Consider the following 16,246-nt stretch of genomic DNA (forward strand, 5'->3'; position numbering starts at 1 on the left):
ATGCACAGAGGCGACAAAAGGGCCTTCGTCACCGGCGTTTCCCTCGCCCTGCTGGGCACGGCGGCGCTGGGGGCAGAGAGCTTTACCGTGTTCACGCCCGGCACACCCATCCGCGCGGGCGAGGTCAACGCCAACTTCAGCACCCTGAGATCGGGGCTGGAGGGGAAGCAGGCGAGGATCACCGGCGGCCCGTGTCAGGCCGGGCAGTTCGTGCGCGGCATCGGTGAGGGCGGCGCGGTGGAGTGCGGGGTGGATCAGGTCGGCCCGCCGGGGGGCGCGGGCGTGGCGAGCCTCAACGGCAAGACGGGCAGCCTCGCGCTGGAGGCCGGGCCGAACATCACCATCGACAGCTCGCAGAGCGGAAAGCTCATCGTGAGCGGATCGGGGGGCGGCGGAAAGCTCCCCCTGCCCTTCTCCGGCAGCGTGAACAGCCCCAACCCGGCCTTTTCCGTCACGAACAGCGGGGCGGGGACGGCGCTGCTGGCCTCCAGCCCCAACGCGGGCGGCGACGGGGTGAGCGGGATCAGTCTGGGGGGCGCGGGCGTGCGGGCCTACAGCGAGTCGGGCTACGGCGTGTCGGCGGTGAGCGGCGGCGGTGTGGCGGGCGTGTACGGCGAGGGGAGGGTCAGCGGCGGCGCCGGGGTGCGCGGGGTGAACAGCGGCGGACCCGGCTCCAGTGGCGTCTGGGGCGAGAGTGCCGCGGGTTCGGGCGTGCGCGGCAGCAGCGCGAGCGGCACCGGCGTCCAGGGCACGAGCGAGAAGGGCTACGGGGTGAAGGGGACGGTCAGCGTCTCGGGAACGGGCGTGTACGGCGAGAACACCTCGAACGCCGCCGGGGCCGGAATTCAGGGCCGGGCCGATGCCGTCAACTCCGTCGGCGTGGGCGGCACGAGCACGGCGGGCACCGGCGTCAGCGGCACGAGCGCCACCGGCACGGGCGTGCGGGGCACCACGGCGGCCCCCTCCGACGTGAACTCGGTCGGCGTGGAGGGGGTGAACAGCGGGCAGTACGGGTACGGGGTGCGCGGCGAACACAAGGGCTCGGGCTTCGGCGTGTACGGCACTTCCCGGGCCACCGGCGTGGGCGGCGAGTCCCCCACGGGCATCGGCGTGCTGGGGCGCGGGCCGACGGCGATCAGGGCCGAGGGCAACGCGGTCCAGAGCCTGGGCTTCGGGGGCTTTCTCAAGGCCGCCGTGATCGTGGACGTGACGAAACCCGCCGGGGGGCAGATCGTGCGCTGCTACAACTCCCAACTCACCGGGGCCGCCGCGACGACCGCGCCCTGCGGGTTTTCCATCGAGAGTGCCAGGGGCCAGTGGCGCGTCGTCTTCGGCTTCGACACCCGGAACACCTTTGCCTCCGCCACCCTGACGGACGACGAGGGCACCTGCTTCGCGCCCTCCTGCCCCTTCCCGGCGCTCTCGGGCGTGGTCTACGAGGACGACTCGGTCGTGGTCGTCACCCGCCGCACCGAGGACGACTACTACGCCAACCCCGACAAGGGGTTCACCCTGCTGCTGTTCTGATGGGAGGTCCCATGTCCAGATCCAAACGTTTCCTTCCGGTCCTCGCCCTCCTCACCGGGCTCGCGCTGGCGGCGGGCACCCAGTACAGCATCATCGTGGGCGGCCAGGTCGCCCCGGACAAGGCCATCGTGGTGAACGGCCAGACCTACGTGCCGCTCTCGGCGTTGAAGTTACTGGGGATCAACTCGACCCTGAAGGGCACCACCCTCACGCTCGGCAGCGCGGCCACAGCCGCCAACCAAACCCCGGGCGGCGCCAACCAGCGGCCCTCGCTGGAGGGGTGCCTGGGCGAAACCCTGTTCAACGGGATCTGGCGGCTGAAGGTGACGAGGCTGGAGGCGATCAAGCGTGATCCGGGCACGCCCCTGGAGGCGCCGGGGTGGGGCCTCACGGTCGAGTTGCGAAATGGAGCCCGGGGCACGCTGTCCCCCACCGACACTGGAGTGAGCGGCACGGGCGAGGGGATTCAACTCGCCCTGCCGGACGGCCGGACCCTGAATGTGGACCCGCTGGATGTGCAGGGGCTGACCTTCGCCTCCCTGCCCCAGGGCGGGGTGGTGATCCGGCAACTCAAGTTCTATTCCTCCGGCACCGACCCGGCCAGAGCGCAAAAGCCCGTCAAGTTCCTGTTCCAGATCAATCCCAAGGGCTTCGAGGATGCCATTCGCCGCCGCGCGGGCGGGGCCAGCTACACGACTCCCACCCCCAGCTTCCGGGTGCGGCTGGATTGCCAAAGGTAGGCCGGCCAGGCTCCGGCGGGGCCTGTCCTGCTCGGGATGGCACGATGGGGGCATGTCCAACACACTTCCCGGCTGTGCCCTCGTCACCGGAGCGTCCCGCGGCCTCGGCCGGGCAATGGCCCTGCGCCTCGCCGCGGACGGCTGGCCCGTCGCCGTGAACTACGCGCACGACGACGAGGGGGCGCGGCGTACGGTCGAGGAGATCGTGGCGAACGGGGGAATCGCGCAGGCTTTCCGCTTCGACGTGACCGACGAGGGGGCGGTGGCCGACGGGATAGCGCGGATTCGCGCCGAACTCGGCCCGGTGGGAGTGCTCGTGAACAACGCGACCGGGCCGCAACCCACCATCCCGGTCGAGCGGCAGACCTGGCAGGATCACCTGGGCCAGTTGACGTTTTTCGTCAAGGCGCCCCTGCTGCTGCTCCAGGCGGCCCTGCCCGACCTGCGCGCCCTGCGGGGACGAGTCGTCAACATCGGGAGCGAGGTGGTGGACCTCGGTAACCCCGAGTTCGGGCACTATGTGGCGGCGAAGGCGGCGATGGTGGGCCTGACGCGCTCGTGGGCGGTGGAACTCGGGCCGCAGGGGATCACCGTGAATCTCGTCGCGCCCGGCTGGGTGCCGGTGGAGCGGCACACGGACGCCGACCCGGAGGCGGTGGAGGCCTACCTCCGGGGCGTCCCGCTGGGTCGGCAGGGGCAGCCGGAGGAGGTGGCGGCGCTCGTGGCCTACCTCGCGTCCCCGGGGGCCAGTTTCATCACGGGGCAGACGCTCTCGGTGAATGGAGGGAAGACGTTGGGCTGAGGGCCTGAACGTCCAGGCGTTCTGGTGCGCCCCGTACGCCGCCCGCCGGACGTACACTCGGCCCATGCCCCCACGGTTGCGACTGCTCGGCCAGGCCGGGGTCTGGCTGGAGGGCGGCGAGGTGCGGCTCCCCACCCGCAAGGCGCTGGCGCTGCTCGCGTACCTGGCCCTGGAAGGCCCCGCATCCCGTTCCGTCCTGGCCGACCTGCTGTGGACCGAGCTGGACGAGGGCGCGGCCCGCAAGAACCTGCGCCAGGAACTGCACCGCCTGGGCGGCACGCCCCTCGGCCCATTCCTGGCCCTCACCCCGGACACGGTGGCCCTGCGCGGCTGGGAGGACAGCGACGCGGCACAGTTTCAAGCCCGGTTGGGGGCGAACGACCTGGCCGGGGCGCTCGCCCTCTACGGCGGTCCCCTGCTCGACGGGCTGACCCTGCGCGGCGCCCCCGCCTTCGAGGACTGGCTGGAAGCGCGGCGAACGGCGCTGGATACCGAATGGCGCTCGGCACTGGAACGGCACGCGGCGGCGCTGGAGGCGGCGGGCGACCTGCGGGGCGCCCTGGGCGCCTGGGAGACGCTGCGGGGAGCCGACGACCTGCGCGAGCGGCCCTACCGCGAGGCGATGCGGCTGCACCTCGCGCTGGGCGAGCGGGAGGCGGCGCTGGCGATCTTCGAGCGTTGCCGCGCGATGCTGGCGCGCGAATTTGCCCTCGACCCCCTGCCGGAGACGGTCGCCCTGGCCGAGCGGGCACGACGCAGCGTTCCGCCCCCCGAGCCCCTTTCCCGCCCGAGGCTCCCCGGTCTGGATGCCCCTCTGATTGGGCGCGGGTCGGCCTGGACCCGGCTGGAGGCGGCCTGGGCGGCGGGTCGGCCCCTGGTGCTGACGGGCGAGGCGGGGGTGGGCAAGAGCCGCCTGCTGCGCGATTTCGCCGCCACCCGGGGCCGTTTCCTGGTCAACCGGGGGCAGCCGCTCGACGCGGGGGTGCCCTTCTCGACCCTGGCCCGGGCCATCCGCAAGGTGTGGGCGCGGGAGGGGGAGTTGCCCCTCGCGCCCGGCGTGCGCCGCGAGCTGTCGCGGCTGGTGCCCGAGCTGTGGCCCGAGCCGCCCCCGCCGCTGCGCTCCGAGGAGGACCGGTTGCGCCTCTTCGACGCCTTCACGGACTTCCTGGAGGTGCTGTATACCCGCGTCGACCTGCTGGTGAGTGACGACCTGCACGACTTCGACCCGGCGAGCCTGGAGCTGGGCAACTACGCCGCCGCCCGCCTGGCCGAGCGGGGCCGCCCCCGGCCCACCCTCGCCGCCCTGCGCGTGGGCGCCCTGCGGCCCGAGGCGGCGGCGGCGCTCGACGCCCTCGTCCGGCAGGGGGTGGTCGAGGTGCTGGAGCTGGAGCCGCTGACCGAGGGGGACACCGCTGAACTCGTGACGGCCCTCTCCGGGCAGCGGGCGCGGCTCTTTCCGCGCAGGCTCCACCGGGCGACGGGCGGCAACGCCTTTTTCCTGCTGGAGACGCTGCGGGGCCTGTTCGAGGCGGGCGAGCTGCGCGAACTTCCGGGGGGCGGGTGGGCCACCCCCTACGACGAGGAGACCCAGGACTACCGCGAACTCCCCATCCCCCCCACCGTGCGCGAGGCGGTGCTGGGCCGCGTCTCCCGCCTCTCCCCGGCGGCCCGCAGGCTCCTGGAGGTGGGCAGCCTCGCCGGGGAACCCTTCGCGCTGGAGGGGGTGGCGCCGGCGAGCGCCCTCGACGACTGGGAGGCGCTGGCGGCGCTGGAGGAGGCCACCGCCGCCCGGCTGCTGCGCGAGAGCCCAGGAGGCTACGCCTTCGCCCACGACCTCGTTCGCCGGACGCTGGCGGGGTCGCTGGGCACGGCCCGCCGCACCCTGATCCACCGCCGCCTGGCGCAGGACCTGGAGCGCCGGGGAGCCCCGCCCGCCGTGATCGCCACCCACCTGGAGCAGGCCGGGCAGCCCCGCGAGGCCGCCGAACACTGGCTGGCGGCGGCGAGGGCGGCGGTGGCGAGCTACGCCCACGCGACCGCCCTCGCCCAGTATGGCCGCGCCCTGGAGGGCCTGCCCGCCGGACACCCCGCCCGACCCGCCGCCCTGCTGGAGCGGGTGGACCTCGCCTACCGCCTGGGCGACCACGCCGGGCAAGCCCGCGACCTGGACGAGCTGGAGGCGAGCGCGGGCGGCCCCACCCTCGCCGCCGCCCTGCTGCGCCGCGCGGCCCTCCACTCGGTCCAGGGGCGGCCCGAAGTCGCCCTGGGGGCCGCCGAGCGGTCGCTCGCCCTCTTCCGCGCGGCGGGCGACGCGCGCGGCACCGCCCAGGCGCTGCAAAAACTTTCCGAAGCCGCCTATTACGCCGAGGACCACGCCCGCGCCCTCTCCCTCGTGCGGGAGGCCGAGGAGCTGGCCGCCGGGCTGGACGCGGGCCTCCTCGTGCAGGCCCTGAACTGGCGGGCGGTGATGGCCTTCACGCGCGGCGAGGCGGACGCGGCGCTCGCCGCCCTCACCCGGGCGCTGGAGGTGTGGCCCGGCACCCGCGACCGCTACCTCCTCGCCCGGCTGCACAACAACCGCGCGACGCTCCTGGCCCTCTTCGGGGCCTTCGGGCGGGCGCTCACGGATACCGACGCCGCCCTGACGATCACCCGCGAGGACGGCTTCCGGCACCTGACGGGGTTCGTCCTCGACACCCGCGTGCGCGCCCTGCGCGGCCTGGGGCGGCTGGACGAGGCGCGGCGGACGCTCGACGAGGCGCTGGACCTCGCGCGGGCCACCCGCAACGAGCGCCTGACGTCCCACTGCCTGTACGTCCGGGCCGAGTTGCTCAATGACCTGGGGGATCACCGGGCGGCGCTGGAGGCCGCCGAGACGGCCCTGGAAGCCGCCACCTCCACCCACTCGCGCAGCAACCGCGTGTCGGCCCTGGTCGCCCGCGCCGGGGCCCGGCTGGCGCTGGGACAGGCGGCGCAGGCGCTCGCCGACACCCGGGAGGCGACCCAACTGCTCGCCCAGGGCGAGCTGCGCGAACACTTCGGGGAGGGCGTCTGGCTGGCCCACGCCCGCGCCCTGGCCGCCAACGGCCAGGATGCCTCGGCGGCGCTGGACCGCGCCCGAATGGAGCTGAGCGCCCGGTTGGAGCGCCTGCACGACCCCGACCTCCGGGCCGCCTTCCTGCACACGCCACTCGCCCGGGAACTGCTCAACGTGCCCGCCTGAGCGGGACGGGCGGCTTGTGTCGCTCCGCCCCGGCGGCGGTGTCGGGCCGGTGTCGCCCCCTTTCCTACCCTGCGGCCACGGTCGCCGGAGCGCGGCCAGAAGGGGGAAAGAGATGAACAGAGTGTTGGGTATGGTTCTGGCCGCTTCGGCCTCGCTGGCGGGCGCGTCCACGGTGCCCTCGCAGTGGTACTTCGGCAACTGGGCCTGCCTGATCGACGGTCGCCCCGCCCAGATGGTCTGGCGCGTGGTGGACGACCCGCAGACCTCGTGTGACGGCGACATCTGCACCACGAGTTCCGGGGTCGCCATCCGCGGCTGGTTCAAGGACGGTTCCGGCCCCTGGGTTCGCCTGGAGCGCCCCCGGGTCAGCGGCAACGACTTCCGCTTCGTGTATACCGGCGACCGCACGAACTGGTTCCTGCGGGCCGCCGCTGGCCGCCGCTCCGCCGCGGGCAACACGATCTGGCAGGACAACGCCTACCCGCTGAGCTGCGTGAAGCGCTGACCGGGTGGTCCCCTTCCCATGAGCCCGGTGGGGGCGCGAGCCGGGATCGGCGCGGCGTCCCCCGGGCCCCTGAAACCCCGACGAGGAGGAACGACATGCACCACCCCTTGAAGACGGCGGGCGTCATCGCCCTCACCTCACTCGGCCTCTCGCTCCCGGTGCGGGCCGCCGCGCAGGAGACCCTGCAAGCCGGGGCGATGATCGTCTCTTCGGTGAGCGGGGCGGGCGGCAGTCTGTGCCTGTTCGTGCCGAACACGCGCGACCGCACACCCGTGGAGGCCAGGCCCTGCCCCTTCAATTCCGGCGGGCGCCCCGAGCTGGGTTTCCTGTGGCAGGTGCGGCGCGACCCGGCGGGCGGCGTCACCGTGCTGTCCCTCGCGTCGGATGTTCGCGCGGCGGACGGGCGGCGCATGGAAGTGGCGGACTGGAGTACGGCGAGCCACGCGGCGATCCAGATCTGGGGTGCGAATCTCTTCGACTCCAGCAACCAGCGCTGGAACCTGGTGCCCGGCCCGGGCGGCGGCGTCAGCCTGGTCTCGGTCAGGAGCGGGCTGTGCCTGGACCTTCCGCTCTCCTACGGGAGCCCCCGGGTGAACGGTCCCGTCCAGCAGTTCCCGTGCCACGGCGGCGACAACCAGCGCTGGTCCTTCCTGCCCGTGATCAGCGACCGGTGAGGGCGGGCGGCGCCCATCCGCCGCCCGGCTCCTCCCCCTTTCTCCCGGACGACCCCGGCCACACGAAGGGTCGTGAGGAGGCCGCCCCATGCCCCGGCCGCGCATCGAACTGGAACTGACCCTCGTGCCCGGCAGCCCGTCGGGGGGCTGGCACGCCGAACTTCGGGAACGGGGCCGCCGCGAGAGCCTGCACTTCTCCGACCCCGCGCACCTGGCCGAGTACCTCCGCACCCTGGGTGAGCCGCCTGCCGCCCCGCGTGGCCTGCGTTGAGCGTCCCTTTCCCTCCCAAGGAGCCCACCATGAAGCACCTTCCCCTGACCCTGCTGCTCCTCACCGCCTCCACCGCCCTCGCCTCCCCGGAGAGCGAGATCGCGCAGAAGGCCCAGGCCCTGGGCTTCGGTGCGCCCACGACGACGGTGAACCGTTCCCCGGCCCGGCCCGACTCCTTCGGCCAGTGGTTTGAGGGCGGGATGGTGTACTGGACGCCGCAACACGGGGCGAATGCCGTCCACGGCACCATCGGCCAGACCTGGGCCACCCAGAACTACGAGCAGGGGAGCTGGAGCTTTCCCGCAAGCGACGAGATTCCCTGCGCTGGCCCGGGTAAGGGAGACCGCTACCAGGTCTTCGAGGGTGGCCGGGCGGTGTGGACCGCCGCGACGAACCGGGTCGCCTTCTATCCGAATCCCACGACTATAGGTGACGGGGGGAATTGCGCCCCGCCCGCGAACACGGGCACCATCGGCCTCCTCAACCCGGGCACCCTCATCAATCCGGGGGCCCTGCTCGCCGCGGGCACCCCCGCCGCCGCCCTCCGCAACGGGCGCGACCTCAACACCGATCTCGGGCCGAACGGGCCGCAGGGGGACCCCGAGAGCCGGGTGAGCGACCTCGACTTCGCCACCCAGAGTGTCTGCACCACGCAACGTTGGGGCGACTCGCAGGTGCGGGCGCTGGACGGGCTGCCGCTGCTGGACCCCAATTCCGGGGTGCTGTACCCCGGGGCCATCGTGCAGGGGCGCGGGTTCGAGAGCGGGGTCTTCACGCCCGTCACCATTTCCCGGGCGGGGGGCACCCTGACCCTGGACAACGTGAACCTGGGGGGCAAGGAGCGGTACTCGGCGCCCCTGGACAGCGTCTCCGGCCCCGCCGTGCGCCAGGCCGTGCAGAACATGCTGCGCCAGGGGGTGAGCGGCACGGCGGCGCAGTTCGGGCTGCAACTGGAGCAGATCTCGGACTACAACAGCCTGCTGCTGGGCCTCAGCCTCGACGCCCGCTACGGCACCTTCGAGATGCAGAGCAACCTGGGGCTGAACCAGGAGGCCCGCAAGAACCGCTACTTCATCAAGTTCCTCCAGCCCTTCTACACCGTCAACTTCGAGCCGCCGAGCAGCCCCACGGCGGTCTTCCGGGATGGCGAGCGCTTCACCGACCCCGAGGGGCAGATCACGCCCGACAACCCGCCGCTGTACGTCGCCAGCATGAGCTACGGCCGGGCGATCTTCTTCGTGGCCGAGACCGAGGCGAGCCGGGACGACCTTCAGGCCGCGCTGGGTGCCGCCGCCAACTTCGGCGGGGCCTCGGCGCGCGCCGAGCTGGACGCCCGGACCCGGCGGACCCTCGACCGCACCCAGATCTACTACTACGCCTTCGGGGGCAGCGCGCCCCGGGCGGTGGGGCCGATCCGCGCCGCGAACGCCGCCGAGATGTTCGAGCAGGTCAAGGGGCTGCTCGCCGACGCGGAGGCGGCGGGCTATTCCCCCGCCAACCCGGGGCTGCCCATCAAGTACACCCTGCGCTACCTGAAGAACAACGAGGTGGCCCGCACCAGCTTCAGCGTCGTGTACGACCGCCGCGACTGCACCGTGACGAGCGCGGAGGGCACCTGGGCGGGCGTGCCGACCGGGCGCATCCCGACGAATGACCGAGCCAACATCGTGAACTACGAGATCAAGCGCCGCCAGCCGCAGATTCCCGAGGGTCAGGTCGAGTTCGTCCTCGTGCTGGGGGCCGGAACGCCCGAGGCGGGCAACAACATCTACGACAAGTGGCTGAAACTGGTGGACATGGGCGGCAACGGGATTCAGGAGGTGCAGGTCACGCCAAGCCGGCGGGTGGCGAGCTTCCGGGTCCCCCTCGCCAGCCTGAACTCCGCAGCCCGGCTGTACATCGACAAGGACAACTTCGGCGTGAACGCCCGCAGCCACGCCGCCATCCTCGGCGACCTCGAACATCTGCGCGGCGGCGATCAGGTGACGGTGACCTGGGTGCGCGAGCAGAACTGACCCGGATAGGCGAGTAGATGACGCGCGCGGTTCCGGCGAGGTTGAACGGCGGTCCCGTACTTGGCAAGGGAAACTTTCAGAATCCAGCCCTGAGCGACCCTCCCCCCGGCCTTCCGGCTCTAGAGGGGGAGGGTCCTTCTGATGATGGGGCAGATTGGGCCTCAATCCGAACTGGCGAAGGCCGGGGCAACCGTGTGGTCATGCCGAGCGCCGGGAAGCATCCCCAAGTCTCGGGACCGTTCGCCATGCTCAGGGGGACAGGTCTGGTAGCCCCCAAACCACGAGCGCGGCCTCCCGGTTCTGACCGGGAGGCCGCGCTGTTCAGGAAAGGCTCAGGGCCAGTAGCGGGTGAGGGCGAAGTCCTGGTTGCTGTCGTTGCGCAGCCCGGCGGCGACGATGCGGGTGGCGGGAATACGCTCGTCGGGCTGGAGGACCAGCGCCTGCGCCTCGTCCGGCTTGACGCCGGGGGCCACGGGGGTGACGGTCGTGCCCCCCTGCCCGAAGCCGGTGTCCGGCTGCCCGCCCGCATTCAACCGCGTCACCGCGAAGTTGCTCTGCGAGCCCACCCCGTACACCCAGCCCCCCAGCACAATCTTGCCGTCCGTCTGCACGCTCAGCCCGGTCGCGCTGTCCCAGTTGTCCGGGTTGACGGGGATGATCTTCTTGCCCCCGTCCCCGAAGGAGGGGTCGAGCGCCCCGTTCTCGGTCAGGCGCACGGCGGCGGTGTCGTTCTGGCTCTGCCCGGCGAGCACCAGGCGGTTCTGGGCGTCCACGGCCAGCGCATTCGCGGTGGCGATGTTGCCGCCGAAGACGCTGCTGACCTTGCCCCCGCTGCCGAAGGAGGCGTCGAGCGCACCCGAGGCCGTGTAGCGGGCGACCTTGAAATCGCCCTCGCCCCCGGCGGCGACGATCTTGCCCCCTTGCAGCGCGAGGGCGTGGATGGCGTCCGCCGCGCCCCCGGAGGTCATGGCGGTGGTGACCCGCCCGCCCGTGCCGAAGGTCGCGTCGAGACTTCCCGAGGGGGTGAGGCGGGCCAGGGCGAAGTCCACGCCCGTCGCGTTGCTGGCGAAGCTGGCCTGTCCGCCGACCACGATGTTCCCGTCCGGCTGCACGAGGAGCGCCGTGGCCCGGTCCCCGCTGCTGTCCGGGAAGGCGGTGACGACCTTACCCCCCGTCCCGAAGCCCGAGTCCAGGGTGCCGTCCGCCGTCAGCCGGGCCACGCCGAAGCGTTCCTCCCCGGCGGCATTGGTGGCGCCGCCCGCGACGACGATCTTCCCATCAGCTTGCACGGCCACGGCACGCGCGATGTCCGACTTACCCGCGAAGTCGATCAGCACCTTGCCTCCGGTGCCGAAGGTGGTGTCCAGCGCCCCGTCGCGGGTGTAGCGGACCACGCCGAAGTCGTCGGAGGTAGTGCCCCCGGTGCGGCCCGCCACGACCAGCTTGCCGTCGGGCTGGGCGGCCATGGCGTAGGGGATGTCCTCGCCCGCGCCCACCGGCGTGACGGCGATCCCGCCCGACCCGAAGGTGGTGTCCAGGCTGCCCGCCGGGCCGCGCACCGTCACGGTGATCGTCTTCGTGACCGTGGTTCCCCCCGTGCCCGTCAGCGTCACGGGCGTGGGCTGGGAGTGCGGGGCGTTCGCGGCGGCGCTCACCGTCACGGTGGCGCTTGTCTGGCCCTCGGGGATGGTGACGGGGGCGGCACTCGCGCCACCCGGCAGCCCGCTGAGGTTCAGGGTCACGGCCCCCGTGAAGCTGCCCTGGCGCGTCACATTCACCGTAAGGCTGGCGCTCGTCCCAGTGATCACGGGCAGCCGGTCGGCGCTCAGGCTGAGGTCGAAGTTGCCTGCGGGCTGGGCCTGGGTCACCGTTACGGCCGCGGCGTTGCTGGTGACGCCGTTCGCGCTGGCGGTGATGTTCGCGGTCCCGGCGCTCTGGCCGGTCACGACGCCGCCCGCCACTTTCGCCACGGTCTCGCTGCTCGACTTCCAGGTGAAGGTGGTGTTCGGCACGACCTGGCCCTGGGCGTCCCTCGCGGTGGCGCTGAGGGTCCTCGCCTCGCCCACCTTCACGCTGACGCTTGCGGGGGTGAGTTCGATGGTCTTGATCGTCGTGTCGGGCTGGACCGCGCTGCCGCCGCCGCAGGCCACGAGACTGCCGGACAGTAGAACCGCGCTGATCAGGGTAAAGCTTCGCATGGGGAAACCTCCTTGCCGTTTGGCTCCCGCACCGTAGGCAAGGCGGCCTGACTGGGACGTGATTGGGGAATGCCCCGGCGGGAAGGCAGAGGAGACGGCCCCGCCGGGCAACCCCCCCATCCATTTCCGGTTTGTTGGGGGTCCTCGCCCCACTCAAGGCCGCCCAGCCGCCCAGTCATCCTGGAATCAGGACCTCTCCTCTACGCTCCGTCCACTGAGGAGATACGCCCCCCATGAAGGCTCCGACCTGGTTCGACCCCTCGCCCCGTTGCTCTTGCCCTCGTTCTCCCGCTGGCGGCCTGACCGGAAGGGTCAGCTCCCCTTACCCAGAGCCTCCCTGGCCTCCCGCCCGGTAAGGTCCCGGTTATACAGCGGCGCGCCCGGCTGAAAGCGGGTACTGTCCCGTAGGCTGCCACCGTCCACCGCTGCGAAGCCGAGTTCATCGATCAGCCGCGACACGACCGTCTTCGCCTCCGGGTCGTCGGCCTCCACGAAGATGGCGCGGCGCTCGTCCGGCCCCTTCGCCGGGTCGCCCTGCTGGGCGAGGTGTTTGAACCAGATCGTGTTGAAGGCCTTGACCACCCTCACGCCAGGCAGGAGCCGGGCGGTGTACTCGGCCTCCGACCGCCCGCCGAGGTCGATCTGCCCGTCGCGCTGCGGGTAGTAGTTCGCCGCCGTGACGAGGATTTTTCCGTCGAGTTCGGCGCGCGGCAGCTCGGCCAGCCGCCCGAAAGGAATGGCCTCGATCACGACCTCGCCCTCCCGGGCCGCGCCCTGCACCGTGACCGCGCGGACGTTTGGGCCGAGGTCCGCCACCAGCTCCCGCAGACTGTCCGGCCCCCGCGAGTTGGCGAGGAAGACCTCGTGGCCCCGCGCCGAGAGAAGCCGGGCGAGCGTGCCGCCGATGTTCCCCGAACCGATGATGCCGATTCTCATGGGTCACCCCCGCCCCATCAAACCTCCTGATGGGCTTCCGGGAAGGGCAGATCGAACACGTTCCCCGGGCGAAAGCGAGGGAACGAAAGGGAGAACTCAGCCGAAGAGGATACGGTGGTTCATGAGGCCCGACTGTCTAAGGGGCTGGCGGCTGGCGGTTCCGCCCTTCCCGGTGCCGTTCCCGGGGAGGGCTCTACCTTCACTACCAGCCACTTTTTGCCTTCTCGCTCCGCTCGGGGCGATGATGCAATCATCACCCGGCAGCTACTTACTTCCCGCCCTGCTCGCGCTCGAACCGCTCCATCGCGCGGCGGACGGCGGGGGGCCAGTCCACGTGCTGCTCGCCCTCTTCCGAGCCGTGAACCTTGCTCTGCTCGGCCTCGCGCCGCTCCTCGGGGCTCAGGGCCTCCCAGACGGCTTTGGGGAGGTAGCGGCTCACGCTCCCCCCGTGGCGGGCATGGTCGTCGCCGTCCACCGTCTGCCAGTCCTCCCCGGTCCAGTGTTCCAGCGAGCGCGCGGCCTCGTCCTTCTCGCCGATGTAGCCGCCCCCCTGCCCCTCGTACTCGCGGGCGAGCAGTTGGCTCTTGCGGGCGGACCACTGGCCGGGCTTGCCGCCCTTGTCGGAGGCCATGATCTCCTCCTTCAGGCGCCCCCGCAGTTCGGGGTCGGTGTACTTCTCCTCGGGCTTTCGGGTCATGTGCTTCCCTCCTCGCCCCAGGGTGGGGGAGAGGCCGGGGGGAGTATGCGGGCGAAGTGCTTGTCTCAAGGCTTCATGAGGGGACCAGGGGCTCGGGCCGCCCGCCTCCCCGCCGAGTCAGGTTAAGGACGCTGACCCCCAGCAGCCGCACGCCCCGCCCGGCCAGCACCTCCGGCGTGAGGAGACTGGAGGCGAGGTTCGTCAGGTCCTCGGCCCGACTTAATGGGCGGTCCACCGTCTTGCGCCGCGTCACCGGCGTCCAGTCCTCGTACCGGAGCTTCAGGACCACGGTACGGCCCACGTAGCCCCGTTTGGAGAGCCGCGCCTCGACCTCCGCGGTGATGCCCGGCAGCTCGGCGAGCAGGGCCTGGCGTGTGGTCAGGTCCCGGTCGAAGGTCCGCTCCACCCCGATGGTCTGCGGCTCCCGGTGCGCCTCGACGGGCCGCTCGTCCACCCCGCGCGCCAGGCCGTGCAGCCGGGGGGCAAGTTTGCCCGGACCCAGGATGGCGTGGAGGTCGGGCAGGGACTGCGCCCGGAGGTCCGCTCCCGTCCTGACGCCGTGCGCCCGCAGCTTCCCCGCGATCACCGGACCCACCCCGTAGAACTCCTCAACGGGTAACCCTGCGAGCAGGGCCTCCACCTCCTCGGGTCGGATAACGGTCAACCCGTCCGGCTTGTGCATCCCGCTGGCGAGCTTGGCGAGGAATTTGTTCACCGACACCCCGGCGGAGGCGGTGAGGCGCGTCTCGTTCAGGATGTCCGCCTTGATGGCCCGGGCGAGGCTCTCGGCGTCGGCCAACGTCCGGTCCTCCCCCGTCACGTCCAGGTACGCCTCGTCCAGCGCCAGGGGCTCGATCACGTCCGTGTAGCGGGCGAAGACCTCGTGAAGCTCGGCGGAGACGGCGCGGTACAGGTCCATCCGTTGCGGGATGAGCACGAGGTCCGGGCAGCGCGCGACGGCGTGGTGAACGGGCATGGCGCTGCGGACGCCGAACCTGCGGGCGACGTAGTTGGCGGTCATCACCGCCCCCTTGCGGGCGGTGGCGATCACGCCGACGGGCTTGTCAGCGACTTCTGGCCGGTCGCGCACTTCGATGGAGGCGTAGAAGGCGTCCATATCCACGTGCACGATCAGGCGGGCCATAGGGGGAGTGTCCCCCGGCGGGGAGGGCCGGGGGAGTGCGGGAGCTTACAGGTGTGGACCCGGGTGGAAGAAGCGCCCCCTCAGTCCCCCAGGGACAGCCCGGCGGCCCCCTCCGGCGGGGCGTCCGGTGCCCCCCGCTTGAACAGCGCCGTGGTGACGAGGAACGCGGCGGGCGCGGACAGGAGCAGCGGCACGGCGAGCCGCAGGAAGCCCGCACCCTCGTCCCGGATGGTTGTGACTACGGCCAGCACGATGATGAGGGCAGGGAGGAGCGCGACCCCCACCACCCCCGGCAGGCCTCCCGGGATGCGGAAGGGACGGCTCAGCCCCGGCTCCCGCACCCGCAGGGCGATCAGGGCCGCGAATTGCAGGAGCAGGCTCACCCCGTACAGCAGCACGGTCGTCACCGCGAGCGTCTGGAACGGCCCCAGCGCGAGCACCGCGTAGATGGCCGAGCAGACCATGATGGACACCGCTGGGGTGCCGAAGCGGGGATGCCGCGCCACGACGGCGGCGGGCAGGTAGCGGTCGGCGGCGAGGACGAAGGGCAGGCGGCTGTTGGAGAGCACCATCGCGCCAAACAGCCCCGCCGCGCAGAACATGCCGCCCACCGCGACCCAGATGCCCAGCCACCGCCCACCGATGGCCGTGGCGAGTTCGGGGAAGAACACCGTGTCGCCCCACTTCGTGTAGTCCACGCCCGCCGTCAGGCCCGCGAGGACCGGCAGCAGGTACGCGAAGATCACCAGCGGCACCGCGATCAGCATGGCGCGCGGGATGACCTTCAGCGGCCGCTCGATCTCGCCCAGCACGGTGCTGATGCCGTCCCAGCCCAGGAAGTTGTACATCACGATAAAGAGGCCCAGCCCGAAGGCCCCGAAGACTCCCGTGTCGGGCGGCGTCAGCGGTTGCCAGAAGGGGGTGGGGTGCGCCGCCCAGCGCACCGCGGCGAGCACGAACATCGTGATGAAGGGGGCGAAGACCATGGCCGCGAAGACCTTGCTGCTGTCGCCCACCGCCTTGGCGCCCCGGATGTTCAGCCGCGCGAAGCCCACGATCAGGAGGACGGCGACCGCCCAGCGCACGAGCGGGTAGTCGTCGAGCACCGTCACCCCGAAGGCCAGCCGCAGGAAGCTGCTCGTGTAGTCGGTGAACAGGGCGCTGAAGCTCGCCGCGATCACCAGGCCGTACAGCCAGCTCGTCCACCCCTGCACGAAGCCCCAGAACCGGCCCAGGGCCCGCTTGACCCACACGTAGTACCCGCCCTCGACGGGCATGGCGGTGGAGAGTTCGGTGACCATGAGGACGGTCGGGATGCTCCAGATGAAGGGCGTGATGAGGATCAGCGCAAGCGCCATGCCGGGTGCGCTGCCGCTGATCAGCCCCTCGATGCCGAACGCACCCCCCGCCACGGTGAAATAGATGACCATGACAACGCCCCAGAGGCCGAGTTTGGGGCGTGCCGGGGCGGAAGGGGGGGAGCCGGGAGAATTCGTCATGTCAACCTCGCGCGG

The 16,246-nt window shown here is 71.9% G+C and carries 13 protein-coding genes; 8 read left to right on the plus strand and 5 right to left on the minus strand.

Features of this window, described 5'->3' with window-relative positions; all coding sequences use genetic code 11:
- The 8 genes from DAERI_RS11115 to DAERI_RS11150 all read left to right on the plus strand — a co-directional run bounded on the left by DAERI_RS11115 (nucleotide 1) and on the right by DAERI_RS11150 (nucleotide 9,757).
- Nucleotides 1-1,527 carry a hypothetical protein gene (locus tag DAERI_RS11115; RefSeq protein WP_103129498.1) on the plus strand — a complete coding sequence of 509 codons (1,527 nt, stop codon included), beginning with the start codon at nucleotides 1-3 and terminating at the stop codon, nucleotides 1,525-1,527.
- Between the two features lie 11 nt (nucleotides 1,528-1,538).
- On the plus strand, nucleotides 1,539-2,267 hold the full coding sequence (locus DAERI_RS11120) for a hypothetical protein (protein ID WP_103129499.1): 729 nt from the start codon (nucleotides 1,539-1,541) through the stop codon (nucleotides 2,265-2,267).
- A gap of 52 nt (nucleotides 2,268-2,319) precedes the next feature.
- Nucleotides 2,320-3,069: an SDR family oxidoreductase gene (locus tag DAERI_RS11125; RefSeq protein ID WP_103129500.1), complete on the plus strand. Its 750-nt coding sequence runs from the start codon at nucleotides 2,320-2,322 to the stop codon at nucleotides 3,067-3,069.
- A 64-nt stretch (nucleotides 3,070-3,133) separates the two neighbouring features.
- Entirely contained in the window at nucleotides 3,134-6,292 is a 3,159-nt protein-coding gene (locus DAERI_RS11130; protein ID WP_133162020.1) for an ATP-binding protein, read from the plus strand.
- A 130-nt stretch (nucleotides 6,293-6,422) separates the two neighbouring features.
- Nucleotides 6,423-6,797 carry a DUF6006 family protein gene (locus DAERI_RS11135; RefSeq protein WP_103129502.1) on the plus strand — a complete coding sequence of 125 codons (375 nt, stop codon included), beginning with the start codon at nucleotides 6,423-6,425 and terminating at the stop codon, nucleotides 6,795-6,797.
- 95 nt (nucleotides 6,798-6,892) lie between these two features.
- Complete coding sequence (locus DAERI_RS11140; RefSeq protein ID WP_103129503.1) at nucleotides 6,893-7,471, plus strand: RICIN domain-containing protein; 579 nt, start codon at nucleotides 6,893-6,895, stop codon at nucleotides 7,469-7,471.
- 88 nt (nucleotides 7,472-7,559) lie between these two features.
- Nucleotides 7,560-7,742 carry a hypothetical protein gene (locus tag DAERI_RS11145; RefSeq protein WP_103129504.1) on the plus strand — a complete coding sequence of 61 codons (183 nt, stop codon included), beginning with the start codon at nucleotides 7,560-7,562 and terminating at the stop codon, nucleotides 7,740-7,742.
- Nucleotides 7,743-7,771: 29 nt separating this feature from the next.
- Entirely contained in the window at nucleotides 7,772-9,757 is a 1,986-nt protein-coding gene (locus DAERI_RS11150) for a thiol-activated cytolysin family protein (RefSeq protein WP_103129505.1), read from the plus strand.
- A gap of 332 nt (nucleotides 9,758-10,089) precedes the next feature.
- Here DAERI_RS11150 and DAERI_RS11155 read toward each other — a convergent pair whose 3' ends face one another.
- From DAERI_RS11155 to DAERI_RS11175, 5 genes are all read right to left on the minus strand, one after another.
- Nucleotides 10,090-11,955: an Ig-like domain-containing protein gene (locus tag DAERI_RS11155; protein ID WP_165794170.1), complete on the minus strand. Its 1,866-nt coding sequence runs from the start codon at nucleotides 11,953-11,955 to the stop codon at nucleotides 10,090-10,092.
- A gap of 312 nt (nucleotides 11,956-12,267) precedes the next feature.
- Complete coding sequence (locus tag DAERI_RS11160; protein ID WP_103129507.1) at nucleotides 12,268-12,891, minus strand: NADPH-dependent F420 reductase; 624 nt, start codon at nucleotides 12,889-12,891, stop codon at nucleotides 12,268-12,270.
- A gap of 268 nt (nucleotides 12,892-13,159) precedes the next feature.
- Nucleotides 13,160-13,588 carry a hypothetical protein gene (locus DAERI_RS11165; RefSeq protein ID WP_201262737.1) on the minus strand — a complete coding sequence of 143 codons (429 nt, stop codon included), beginning with the start codon at nucleotides 13,586-13,588 and terminating at the stop codon, nucleotides 13,160-13,162.
- A 73-nt stretch (nucleotides 13,589-13,661) separates the two neighbouring features.
- Entirely contained in the window at nucleotides 13,662-14,732 is a 1,071-nt protein-coding gene (dinB, locus tag DAERI_RS11170; RefSeq protein WP_103129508.1) for a DNA polymerase IV, read from the minus strand.
- 80 nt (nucleotides 14,733-14,812) lie between these two features.
- Nucleotides 14,813-16,231, minus strand: coding sequence for an APC family permease (locus tag DAERI_RS11175; protein ID WP_103129509.1), 1,419 nt, complete (start codon nucleotides 16,229-16,231; stop codon nucleotides 14,813-14,815).
- Nucleotides 16,232-16,246 lie beyond the last annotated feature (15 nt).

Source organism: Deinococcus aerius, from assembly GCF_002897375.1.
In the GTDB taxonomy this organism is placed as follows: Bacteria; Deinococcota; Deinococci; order Deinococcales; family Deinococcaceae; genus Deinococcus; species Deinococcus aerius.

Bases quoted from the DNA above. Each gene is read 5' to 3' on its own strand.
- DAERI_RS11130 (WP_133162020.1), top strand. From the start codon at position 3,134: ATGCCCCCACGGTTGCGACTGCTCGGCCAGGCCGGGGTCTGGCTGGAG.
- dinB (WP_103129508.1), bottom strand. From the start codon at position 14,732: ATGGCCCGCCTGATCGTGCACGTGGATATGGACGCCTTCTACGCCTCC.
- DAERI_RS11140 (WP_103129503.1), top strand. From the start codon at position 6,893: ATGCACCACCCCTTGAAGACGGCGGGCGTCATCGCCCTCACCTCACTC.
- DAERI_RS11165 (WP_201262737.1), bottom strand. From the start codon at position 13,588: ATGACCCGAAAGCCCGAGGAGAAGTACACCGACCCCGAACTGCGGGGG.
- DAERI_RS11145 (WP_103129504.1), top strand. From the start codon at position 7,560: ATGCCCCGGCCGCGCATCGAACTGGAACTGACCCTCGTGCCCGGCAGC.
- DAERI_RS11150 (WP_103129505.1), top strand. From the start codon at position 7,772: ATGAAGCACCTTCCCCTGACCCTGCTGCTCCTCACCGCCTCCACCGCC.
- DAERI_RS11120 (WP_103129499.1), top strand. From the start codon at position 1,539: ATGTCCAGATCCAAACGTTTCCTTCCGGTCCTCGCCCTCCTCACCGGG.
- DAERI_RS11135 (WP_103129502.1), top strand. From the start codon at position 6,423: ATGGTTCTGGCCGCTTCGGCCTCGCTGGCGGGCGCGTCCACGGTGCCC.
- DAERI_RS11155 (WP_165794170.1), bottom strand. From the start codon at position 11,955: ATGCGAAGCTTTACCCTGATCAGCGCGGTTCTACTGTCCGGCAGTCTC.
- DAERI_RS11160 (WP_103129507.1), bottom strand. From the start codon at position 12,891: ATGAGAATCGGCATCATCGGTTCGGGGAACATCGGCGGCACGCTCGCC.
- DAERI_RS11125 (WP_103129500.1), top strand. From the start codon at position 2,320: ATGTCCAACACACTTCCCGGCTGTGCCCTCGTCACCGGAGCGTCCCGC.
- DAERI_RS11175 (WP_103129509.1), bottom strand. From the start codon at position 16,231: ATGACGAATTCTCCCGGCTCCCCCCCTTCCGCCCCGGCACGCCCCAAA.
- DAERI_RS11115 (WP_103129498.1), top strand. From the start codon at position 1: ATGCACAGAGGCGACAAAAGGGCCTTCGTCACCGGCGTTTCCCTCGCC.